The organism is Kitasatospora sp. MBT66, assembly GCF_000710405.2.
In the GTDB taxonomy this organism is placed as follows: Bacteria; Actinomycetota; Actinomycetes; order Streptomycetales; family Streptomycetaceae; genus Kitasatospora; species Kitasatospora purpeofusca.
Genome location: NZ_JAIY01000022.1, coordinates 136,887 through 147,919, shown reverse-complemented (window position 1 = coordinate 147,919; position 11,033 = coordinate 136,887). Strand labels below are relative to the sequence as shown.

The 11,033-nt window shown below is 72.7% G+C and carries 8 protein-coding genes; all 8 read right to left on the bottom strand.

Going from position 1 to position 11,033, the window contains the following annotated elements:
* Positions 1–1,297: 1,297 nt before the first annotated feature.
* A complete protein-coding gene (locus BI06_RS43905) occupies positions 1,298–2,728 on the bottom strand; it encodes a replication-relaxation family protein (protein WP_043478359.1) in 1,431 nt (476 codons plus the stop codon).
* 541 nt (positions 2,729–3,269) lie between these two features.
* On the bottom strand, positions 3,270–3,602 hold the full coding sequence (locus BI06_RS43900) for a hypothetical protein (RefSeq protein WP_043478357.1): 333 nt from the start codon (positions 3,600–3,602) through the stop codon (positions 3,270–3,272).
* 713 nt (positions 3,603–4,315) lie between these two features.
* The gene (locus BI06_RS43895; RefSeq protein WP_043478355.1) at positions 4,316–4,972 is read right to left on the bottom strand and encodes a hypothetical protein; all 657 of its coding nucleotides are present in this window, start codon (positions 4,970–4,972) and stop codon (positions 4,316–4,318) included.
* 100 nt (positions 4,973–5,072) lie between these two features.
* Positions 5,073–6,155, bottom strand: coding sequence for a hypothetical protein (locus BI06_RS43890; protein ID WP_043478352.1), 1,083 nt, complete (start codon positions 6,153–6,155; stop codon positions 5,073–5,075).
* A 135-nt stretch (positions 6,156–6,290) separates the two neighbouring features.
* Positions 6,291–6,602 carry a hypothetical protein gene (locus tag BI06_RS43885; RefSeq protein WP_149030687.1) on the bottom strand — a complete coding sequence of 104 codons (312 nt, stop codon included), beginning with the start codon at positions 6,600–6,602 and terminating at the stop codon, positions 6,291–6,293.
* Positions 6,603–6,815: 213 nt separating this feature from the next.
* Positions 6,816–7,937: a TniQ family protein gene (locus tag BI06_RS43880; RefSeq protein WP_043478346.1), complete on the bottom strand. Its 1,122-nt coding sequence runs from the start codon at positions 7,935–7,937 to the stop codon at positions 6,816–6,818.
* Positions 7,934–8,998, bottom strand: a complete 1,065-nt coding sequence (locus tag BI06_RS43875) for an ATP-binding protein (RefSeq protein ID WP_043478343.1) — start codon at positions 8,996–8,998, stop codon at positions 7,934–7,936. Before BI06_RS43875 ends, BI06_RS43880 begins: the two co-directional genes overlap by 4 nt.
* Positions 8,995–11,007 carry a Mu transposase C-terminal domain-containing protein gene (locus BI06_RS43870; protein ID WP_051743031.1) on the bottom strand — a complete coding sequence of 671 codons (2,013 nt, stop codon included), beginning with the start codon at positions 11,005–11,007 and terminating at the stop codon, positions 8,995–8,997. The genes BI06_RS43875 and BI06_RS43870 overlap by 4 nt, the downstream gene beginning before the upstream one ends.
* Between the last annotated feature and the right edge of the window lie 26 nt (positions 11,008–11,033).

Here is an 11,033-nt window from a genome sequence, read left to right as displayed (position 1 = left end):
CCCGCGGAGCGGGTCCCTCCAGCCCTTCGGGCCTCCGTTTCGCCACCGCCCTCCGGGCGGTGGGCGGACCCGCTCCGCGTGTCCGTGGCCTTCCCTTCGGTCAGGCCGGCCCGGCTCCGCTCGGGCCAGGCACCGCTCCGCTTCGCTCCACGGTGCGGGTGGGCTGAGGCTCGTTCACATGGTTGAACTGGGATTTTGGCTGATCTCACGACAGGCTAACTGGGAGGAAGGGTGGGCGTCGGGGACGCGTGCGGGTCGGCTTCACTCCTGCTGGATTGGTCTAGACCGTGATCTGACGGACCATCAGTGACGGAAGTGGGCTACCGTGGCCGGATGGTCACCTCTCAGGAGTGTATCAACTTGCACCCGTCACACGATCCCGCCGCAGCTGGGGTGTGGACCGGACCGCTTCGAGCCTTTCGGCGATTCCTGAAAGGGGCGTTGCTTTGCGTTCTGATTCTATCAGTTGGCCTCGCCTGGCACCGGACGGTTCGACTTTCCGGCGTAGGTCGCGGGTGTTTCAGAATTCGCCGGTCAGCAATTCCCGCCGTGGCTGGTGAGTGGGCTCGGCTGGCTCGGGGACGGGGGCGTCACCGGCGGTCAGGGCGGTGACGACGACCCGCCGCCGACCCTGCCCCGCCCTCCCGCACCACCGCACCACCGCGCGGCCGGCACCAGCCGGACGCTGGAGAAGAAGCACAGCGCAGCGTCCCGCACCGACCGGCCGACGCCCGCCCCCGCCCACCAACACCACCCACCACCAGGCAGGGAGCAGGACAGGTAAGTCGGCCCGGTGAAAACGTCCCGGTGTCGCTCTGACCTGCTGCGCTGCTGCTGGTCCGGCAGCGGGCTGTGAGGCTGTGCGAGCGGCCGAACGCGCACCCAAGCGGGCGCCTGAGTGAGCACCTGGAGGCGCAGCTGTACGAGCGGGGCGGGTGGCGCCCTCCTTCCCGGACAACCCACCGGCTGCCCCGCCCCGGCCGCCAGGCCCAAGAAGAAAGAGCACAGCGCAGCGTCGTCGGGGCCGACGTGCGCACCCGCTCCCCACCCCACACCACCACCCATCGGCAGGGCAGGGGGCGCACAGAGGCAAGTCGGCATCGGGCCGGGTGAACTAACCGGTCTTGAGCTGCGGGATTACCCCCGGTCGGCGGTGGAGGTGGTTCTCTAGTCGAAACCAGAAACGAAACCCGGTACGCAACCAGAGCCGAAACCAGGTACGCAACCAGATACGAAAGTGCGGCGACGGCGGGCCTTGAGAATCAAGGTGCTCGCAGTCGCCGCATTTCTGGTGTTCTCAGTGATTCTTTTCCTTGGCTTCTTTCGGCTTTCGTGGGCCGAATACCGTGCGGAGGAAGGAGGCGTTCTCGGCGATCTGGACGCGCTCGCTGTGGGCCTGGGCGGCTGCGGTGATCTGCTGGGCCGCTTCGGCTTGCGCGGCCTGGTCGGCCTTCTGCTGGCAGAAGTGGCAGAGCTTCTCGCCGTCGGAGGCGTAGCGGGGGTTCTTGTACTTGTCGGCGGTGCGGTGGCAGTCGGGGCAGGCGGTGGCGAGGAGTTCGCGTTGCTGGCGGCGGCGGTCGGCGGCGTCCTGGTCGGCCTGCTGCTGGGCGCGGCGGGCGTTCTGGTGCTGGGCGTACGCGCGGGGTCCGTCGTGGTCGTCGAGGGCGGCGTGCAGGGGCTGGAGGGGGCCGGGGCGGCCGGCGCGGCGCCAGACGGCGGCGAGGGGGCCGCGCTCGATCAGCATCTCCAGGCTGGTGAACAGGATCGGGATCGCTTCGCTGCGGTCGTAGTAGCCGTCGCCGAGGTGCTGGCCTTGCCAGTGGCGGCGGGTCATCTCGGTCAGGGCCGTCACCCGTTGGCGCAGAGCGCGCTCGCCGAGGTGGCCGAGGACGATGGCCACGGGCGGGTAGCCGGGGCGGCCGGTGCCGGGGTAGGTGCGGCACCAGTGCGGCTCGGTCTTCTTCCACTCCAGGTAGCCGATGGTGCCGCGGGAGTGGGGGTTGGGCAGCGGGTGGCGGTGGTCGAAGAAGCCGCGGTAGTCGTCGAGCTTCTTGGCGACGATCGGGTTGGACTCGTTGTCGAGGTCGACCTCGACCAGGAGCACCGGCAGGCCGTGGTCCGGGGCTTGCAGGACGGCGTCGGCGCGGACGGTGGGCTTGTGCGGGGTGGTGTGTTCGATCTCGGTGGCCCACTGCTCGATCCGGCCGAAGCCGGGCCCGACGCCGGGGGCGGTGCGGTCGCCGTTGACCTGCTTGTCCGGGATGTTGGGGCCGGTGCCGCCGACGACGAAGGCGATGATGGTCTCGGTGACGGCCAGTGCGTGCCCGGCGGCCGAGCTGGTGCCGGCCTTGCGGGCGATGCCGCCCATGTTGCGGCCGTCGGGGAACAGCGCGCGGGCCGCGTCGCGCCCGGCGGTGGTCATCCCCCAGATGTCCCGCCCGTCCTCACCGGTGCCGTGCTTGACGGTGATCCGCTTCTTCTCCAGATCGTTCAGCGCGGCGCGGGCGAACTTGTTCTCCAGTGCGTCCGGGCGCAGCAGCCGCCAGAGCTGGTGGGCGGTGGCGATCTTCAGGACGGCGATGGCGCGCAGGACGTCGGCGCGCAGGTCGTTGGAGGAGCCGCCGGGGTTGGTCTTGGAGGCCTTGCGGGTGCGCTTGCGCGGCACGGCGGCGGCGGCCTGGCCGTCGGGTTGGTCGGGTGTGCCCGGGGCGGGCTGGCGGTGGCTCACGGCGCTCCCCCTCGCTGGTCTGCGGTGCGGTGGCTGACTGCTTTGCCTACCGCACGCCGCCGACAAGTCGATCACGCCCACCGCGGCCGCCACCGACCGGGCCCGCCCGCCGACCCGGCCAGCCGCCCTGGCCAGCCGCCGACCCGCCGGCCCGGCCGCCCGCACTCACCGGAACGCCCGAGCTGCCCGGCTGCGGCGCGAGCACCGGGCTGCGCCCTGGGGGCCGGGGGACAGCCCGGGGGTTGGGCGAAGGGCCCGAGTGGCCCGGAGCGAGACCCTGAGGGAGCCGCGCCAGGCGACAGAAGGGTTGTCGGCGTTTCCGGACGGCCTGAACAGGGGGTCTGACCTGTGTTGATGCCCCATCAAGGTGGGGGGTGACCGGAAGCGGTATCGGAAGCGGTACTGGAAGCGTGCCGCCGGGCCGATCCGGGCCCGGGACAACGGGTCGCGGGGCGATTCTCACCGGCTCCCGGCGACCGTCCGGGCGGTCTGGCGGTGCTGGTTGGACAGTACCCGGCGCGGGCCTTCGGCACGCCGGCTTTCAGCCCGCCAGGGTGCCGGTCCCGGAGATCGTCGGGGACGGGACGGTGCGCAGCCGAGCGGGCGGCGGTGGCGGAGGCGGGGTGCGGGCTGCGGCGAGGTACTGCGGGAGGACGGCGGCCGGGGCGCGGACATGGCGCAGCGCGGCGATGGCGTCGACGGCCTGCTCGGCGGGCCGCTGGGCGGCCTGCGGAGCGCTGGGGCGGGCCGGTGGGTCCGGGACGGCGGCCGGGCCCGCCCAGGGCGGCTGCTGGCGGCTCCGGGGGCGCTGGGGGCCGAGGGCGCGGGACGCGCCGGGGCCGAGGGCGCGCCGGGCGGACGACGGGTTGCTCACGAGGCGTTCAACGAGCCCAGGCCGGGCCGGTGGCGGCCTGGACGACGCGGCCGGCACCGCCGGACGCACCACAAGCCAACAGCCCCCGGCAGGGTGAGAGCCCCCGCCGTCCGGACCGTCACCCAAACCGCACCCACCACACCACCAGCAACCAGGGAGAGGGACAGACAGAGGGGGTTGTCTGAATTTCCGGCGCGCCAAAAACTGGCTCTGAGCTGGGGAAACGTCGGATCGACGCGGGAAGGGCCGTGGTACCTACGGTGGTACCTGCGCGAGCACCTGCGGTGGTACCTGCGGGAGCACCTGCGGTGGTACCTACGTGGAACCCGGCGCGGCCGGCCGACCGTCGGCCGGCCCGCAGGCCGCGGACGGCTCCGCCGGACGCGAAAAGACCAACAGCCCGCCGCAGGCGCGAACCCCAACCGACCGACCGCCAATCACCCACCAAGCAGAAGGAAAGGGGTTGTCGGCATTTCCGGCCTGCTCCACATGGGCTCTGACCTGCCTCGATGCCGTGCCGGGGCGAATCGTCAGGTGCCCACAAGACACCCGGGTAGACGCTCTACAAGGTGTCCGACAAGGTGTCCGACAAGACACCTCACAAGATCCGGCCCAGGTCAGCCGATCACCGGCGCCGCGGCCGGGAGGCGGGCTGCTCTTGGCGGTCGTCGGCTGTTCGCGGCAGTCGCAGCGCGGGGCAGTGGTGCTCGAGGTCAGTGCGGGTCGGCGGACGCCAGGGCCACCGCAAGCACCAAATACGGGACGGCTTGCAGGCACTGCTCGGCCATCAGGCTCGGGTCGGAGGCGGTACGGGCGTCGGCCAGCGCCAGCAGCCCTGCGCCGATGGCCGTGTCGACCGCCGTGTCCAGGACCTCGGCCGCGGTGAATTCCCCGCCGGCCGCCAGCTCCCCCGCCCGGGCGAGGGCCTGCGCCGGGTCTTCGCGCCACAGCTCGGCGATTTCGTCGCCGGCGCTCGCGAGGTCGATGGCCGCGCCCTGCTCCGCGGTCGGCAACGGTACCGGCCCGGCTGGCCCGGGTTCCTCCAGGAGCTCCTGGGCCCGGGCGACCGCCACCCGTGCGGCGAACGTGCGGAGGCCGTGCTCGCGCTCGCGTGCGACGGCGGCGGGCCAGCGGGCTTCGTCCTCGGCGCGGGCCGCCTCGAGCAGCGGGGCCGCGGTGTGGCTGAGGTAGACGACCGGCAGCGGGTCCACCACTACCGTCTCCTGCCCGGGCGGCGCGGCGGCGATCGGCTCGTACACCTTGCCCGCCGCTTCGGCGCAGGCGCCGACGGCGGTGGTCAGGGCGGCGATCAGCCGGGCGTGGCGGCGTCGGCGGGCAGGCGGGTCCAGGCGGGCGGGAGTCGCGGTCACCCGAGCACTATGCCGCGCCCGACCTACCGGGGTGTCCCGTTCTCGTAAACGCCCGCCCGGCCGATCAGCAGGTGCTGTCCGACGTCATGACGAACCGGCTTCACGTCCCATGACCCACGGGCGGCCGGGTCCGGTGGGTGCGCAGGACGGCGTCGAGCGCGAGGTCCGCGGTGGGGTGGGTCCTGGGGCGGGAGAGGTTGTCGACGAGGAGCCTGGCGCCGCCCGGCCGGTGGAGGAGGGCGATCCAGCCGGCCTGTCCCCACGGCCCGTCGGGCAGGGGCGCGGTCCAGCCGATCGGCGTGCTGTCGTGGCGCAGTTGGAGGACGCCGTGGGCGGCGGGGGTGAGCCAGGAGCCGAGTTCCCAGCCGGGGCCGAAGGTGGGCTCGAGGTCGTCCAGGAGGTCGGGGAAGTCGAAGCGGATCTCGGGGTCGGTGCAGGCCGCCCGCCGGGCCTGCTCGGCCGCCTCGGCCGCCGAGCGCCAGGCCGGCACCGGCTCGGTCTCCTGCTCCGGCTCGTGCTCGGGAGGTGGCGTCTGCTCGGTCGGGGCAGGGGCGGCCGGGGTTTCGCCTCGCGAGGCGGTTGTCCCCTCCGGCGCGACACCGTCGTCGTTGTCCGGGCCGTCGCCGTCGTGGTCCCAGTGGTCGATCCGCTCGCGCGAGCGGGCGACGAGGCGCTCGTGCTCGTCCAGGTGCGGCCAGCGGGCCTTGTCGCGGATGTCCTGCGCGGCCATGTAGGCGCGGGTGCCGTAGACGGGCAGCACCTTGGCCAGCTCCGCGAACGCCACGGCCGGATCGCCAGCGGTCTCCTCCAGGAAGCGGGTCAGCCGGCGGTGCAGCGCCTCCGCGGTGCCGAGGAGATGCCGGCCGTCCTGGCCCCAGCGGGCCAGGACGTCGTCGGCCCCGGCCCCGGCCGCCGGTGCAGCGGCCGGGTCGGCTGCTGCACCGCCCGGTGCTGCACCCGAATTCGGTGCAGCGGCGCTCCCTGCCGCGCCTGCTGCATCGCGGGCCTTGGCCTTGGCGCGGTCGACCTTGCTGCGGCACGAGCGCGAGCAGTAGGTACGCGGCCGCCCGGTGTGCGACGCGGGGACGGGGTGGGCGCAGCCCGGCCGGGCGCAGCGCCGGACCGGCTGGTCGCCGGTGGTGGCCGGCTGATCGGTGGCGGCGGTCGGCGGGGCGCTGTCCATGCCCGGGATCGTAGCCGCCGGGGCTGACGGACCGTCCTGGTTTCGCCCCGCTGTCGGGGGAGGGGCGAAACCTCGGGCGGTGGGTGGTGCGGGTGGGTGGCTGTGGCCTGTGCCGGTGGGTCGGGCCGGGTCGCGTCAGAGGTTCTGGAGGTAGACCTGGTGGACGGTGCGGGCGGCGCGCTCCGGGGTGGCGTGCAGGCGTGCTTCCAGGGTGACCGGGTCGCCGATGAAGTAGCCCTCGCAGACCGCGACCCAGGCGTCGGTGCCGTCGAGGCCCCGCTCGACCCAGCCGACCTGGTGGCCCTCGCCGAGGACGAGCAGGACGTCGGGCTGGACCGTCCAGCCTGCGAGCGCCCAGTGGTCGCCGAAGACGACGGGGTCGAGCGGGATGCGGACGTCCATGCCGCGGGGCAGGCCGCGCAGCAGCGGGTCGCGCGGCACCGACACCGTCCGCTCCTCCCGGCCCGTCGGCCCGGCCGCGGGCCCATGCCCGGCGGACCCGGGGGCGGGGGCGGGGGCGGTCTGCTGGGCCAGGCGCCGGCCGCCCACGCCCCGGAGCCCCCCGGCCTCCGCCGCCGGCCCGGACCGGTCGCGCGGCCCGGCACCGGGGCCCGGCGCCGGGACCCCAGTTTCGCCCCGGGGCGCAGCGGGTGTCCGGTCTCACTGATCATGGCGGACGCGACTATGCCGAGCTGCGGGTTGCCAGGTCTGATGAGACGGATCGGGGATGCCGAGCTCAGGGATCATGGCACTTCTTAGTAGGCGCCATCGGTGACGTCCTCGCGTCAGGTGGACCTGGTTGATGTGGTTCCAGATCGCATCGGCTGGCCTGCGGGGGGCACTGCATGGCCACTGGCAGTCAGCGGGTGCCAGGGGTGTCAGCCCGAGTGCTGCCCTCGTCCGGTCGATCAGCACGCGGATTTCCTCCTTGTTCTCCGCGTAGAAGAACTCGGCCGGGGCGATGGTCATGGGTGCCAGGAAGATGGCCAGGGTGGCGACTTCAGGGTGCGAGATGATCGCGCCGAGCTCGTTGTTCTGCGTGATCGTCTCCGCCTCGGCAGGCCAGTCCAGTCTTCGTGCGCGGGCTTGCCAGCGTTGCACCATGGCTGGTTCCGCCCATCGGTCTGCGGCCCACTTCTCGGCGATCGAGCGGGCGTCGCGAACGCTCATGACCAGAACGTCGGGGCCGTAGCGGCGGAGGATCTGGGCCAGTCGTCTTTGAGCGGCGGCCATGCCGGCGATGGGGCTCAGGTCGACCGGCGGCGGGAACGTCTGCCGTTGGTTCGCGTTCGTCCACGATCCGCTGATGGTGACGCTCTGCCAGTGCTGGTGGCGGGTGCAGATGACCCGGGTGATGGGCAGGTGGAGGCGGGGCGGGGCGGTGTTGCGTCGGATCGCGCAGTGGGGGCATGCCCGGCGGGTGTAGCCCATGGCGGCCTGGAACCGGACGGCTGGGGTCTTCTTCTCCATGAGATCCGGCGCGTGCTGGCGGGTCCAACCCAGGGCCGGCAGTGCCGCTGACAGCCGCCCCAGGGGCAGGCCGCTGATCACTGCCAAGCGTTCCGCGGCTGGTGGGTTGAGCAGGGCTTCGAAGAACTCAAGGTGCCTGCCCAGGGACGAGGATTCCGGTCTGGCGATGGTCTTCCAGAGGATCGTGTCCCGGGTGCGGTTGGCAGCGGCGAGGCGCCGGACGAACGAGGTCAGCGACTCGCCTCCCCAGGGGCGGATGGAGATCGGCAGCGAGCGGGCCGGGGCCTGGTGGGCGTTTCGCGTGTCGCTCATCCGGCGGCCTTGCGCTGGCGGGTCCCGGCGGTTCTGGCCGTCCGTCGACGTGGGGCACTCGCTTCCGCGGCGGTGTCGAGCGGGATGTCTTCCAGGATCGGGACGGTGATCCGCTCGGTGCCGGAGAGGATGGCCCTGACCGCGGCGGCCCGCACCAGGTGCGCGAGGCTGCCGATCATGCCGGAGGTGCGGTGGTGCAGGAGATCGGACTGGCCGACGAGGGTGCCGGGCCGGTGCCGGTGCAGCCGCAACGACTGCTCCATGGTGGCCAGCAGTTGCTGCCACTGGGCCTTGTGGGCTGCGGTGGCGGTCGTGAACGGCTTGGCTGCCACGCTCACGAAGCGTCCGGCGATCTGCTTGCCCCGGGTCCCGGTGAACAGGCCGGCCTGCTCGACGTCGATGCCGGCGTAGACGAACGTCGCGGTGATGCGCTCGGACAGGTACTTCAACTGGTCGGAGGCCTCCGCTCCGGCCCGGGTCGTGAGGTTGAGGTTGTGGATCTCGTCCACCAGCACCAGCTCGCAGCCCAGTTCGGCCAGGACCTCGCAGACGGCGTTCGTGATCTGGGCCTGGTTCTGGCTGCCGACCAGGGGGATGCCGAGGAAGCGGGCGAACTCCATCGCGAGCATCTTCGGGGTGGCGGCGGGCGGCACCGTCACGTAGACCACGGGCATCCGGGGGCCCGCTCCCGCCGGAAGGCGGCGTCGGACGTGCTGTTCGTGCGCCTTGCCGAGTTGGGTGATCGCGGTGGTCTTGCCGGTGCCGGGCTCGCCGGTGACGATCAGCCCGCGCCGGGCGGAGACCTGCCGCCGGTTGAGCAGGGTCAGTTCGCGGCCGGTGCGGATGATCTCCATCATCGTGGGGGTCTTGGCGACCAGGACCTCGGTGTGGTGCTCGATCCGTGCTTCGTCGTAGAGCGCTCGTTCGACCTCGTTGAGAGCGGCCAGCTCCTTGGGCCGAAGCAGTGTGACCGTGGCGGGGAGGTAGTCGACGAATCTGGCCCACCCTTCCTTGGTCGTCAGGGCGGGCCGGCCGGGCGCGAGTTCCTGTTCCGTGCTCATCGGTAGTCGTCCTCGCTGAACGGGTCGAAGATGCCGAACGGGATCACCTCGGCCAGCGGAGCGTCGTCCACGTCCGCCTCGTCGAAGGGGCCGGTCGCGGGCAAGGCCCCGGCGAGCCGGACCTGCGGCAGGCGGGGTGCGGGAACCGCCGGTCGCGGCGCGTGCGGCCGGCGGCCCGCGCGTTGCAGCAGGTCGTCCAGCGCGCGGGCGACCTGCGCCTGGTCCGTGTCGTCGTGCCCGCGGGCGGCGACCGTCCGACGGGCCTGGCGCCAGAGGCTGTCGGAGAAGGGCCGGGCGATCGTCTTGTGCAGGGTCCATTCGGCGGTGATCCAGCCGCCAGCGCGGTGGTCGCGTACGAAGACGTGGGAGACGTCGTGCGGATCGAAGTGGACTTCCCAGCGGCCCCGCTGTGCGCCGACCCCGGAGAGCTGGCGCCGGTAGGGGACGAGTTCGGGAGCGTCGTAGGTGCGGTTGTCGATGCGGATCCCGTAGTCGTTGATGGTCCGCCAGGTCGTCGGCAGCAGCTCGATGTAGTCGGTCGGGCCGAGGGTCATCGGCAGGTAGCCGCTCGATGCGACCAGCAGCGCGTAGGCGTCGTTCGGCGACAGCGACCGGCGCGGCAGGAAGGGGTGGGCCAGCGCCTCGTGCGGGCGCAACTGCCAGCCGGCGATCACCCATTCCTGGAGGAGGTCGTCGAGCTCGGGCAGGCTGAAAGCCGCCCGGCGGGCTGGGTCGGTGCCCCGGCGGCTGACGTCCCGGCCGGTGTAGCTGGCGACGTGCTGACAGAACAGGCTGTTGATCGACGAGAACGTCCGCTCGACCACGCCCTTGTCCGTCGGTGTGCCCGGGTGCGCGAGCTGGACGGAGATGCCCAGCTGCCGACAGGCATCGGTGAAGGTCCGCGAGAGGTAGACCGCTCCGTGATCGGTGGTGATGGTCTCCGGGACGATCACCGGTTTGGCCGCCGCCTGCGCGAACCGGGCGTCGATCCGCAGGAGCCGGGCGTGCGGCCGCAGGGACGCCGACGCGGCCAGGGTGTTCGGCCAGGTCGGCCGCATCGGCTCGGGCACCAGCATCCGCGCCAGTAGCAGAGCGGCGTCCACCGCCTTGGTGCTCTCCGGCCGCAGGACGGCCGCGCAGATCGTGCGCGTCGCCATGTCGACGGCGATCGTCAGCTCCGGGCGCCCGGTGCTTCCGTCGTCGAGCACCACCAGGACGTCCAGCTTCGTGGTGTCGATCTGCACCTGCTCTCCCGGCCGGGCCGCGGCGCTCGGCGTGAACGGACCGGTGGGCCGGTTCGCGGTCTGCCGGCGGGTCGTGGCCGCGCCGAAGGTGTGCCGGCCGGTCGTGAGCCGGTCGACCAGGCGGTAGAACACCGCCCGGGACGGCAGCGGCACCGCCTCCTCGCCGTACTCGTTCGCCAGGGCCTGTTGGACCCGGCGCATCAGCCTCGCCCGGGTGCCGGTCGACACCTCGGTCTCCTCGCCGATCGCCTGCAGCAGTGCCGTGACCACCCGCGGATCGGTCCGCCCGGTCGGTGAGGAGGAGCGCATCGAGCGCTGGTCGACCAGGCCGAGCAGGCCCTGCTCGCGGTAGCGGCTGCGGATCCGCTGCAGCGTGCGTTCCCCGACCGGTCGGCCGACCGCCGCCAGTTCCTGGGCCTTCCTTCTCTGACGCTCCGCCAGCGTGCTGGTCGCCGGGTCGTAGCCCGGCCGCGGAACCGTCCCGGGCGGCGAGTCCGGCGGCAGTCCGGTCTCGATCTCGACGACATGGCGTTCCCAGAACCGTGCCTGTGCGAGCGCCTCGGCCGGCGCGGCCTCCAGCAGTCCCATCGGGGCCAAGCCCGGCAACGGCCCGTCCGCACCCAGCAGTGCGAAGTCCTCGTCCGCGAGCAGGAACGGCAGCAGCACCGCTCGCGAGGCGCCGTCCGTGCCCAACAGCCTCACCGACGTGCCCTCGATCGCCACCACGGTGTGCTCGCCGCCGTCGAAGCGCACCTGATCGCCCATCCGCAGAACACCGGGCCTGGCCAGGC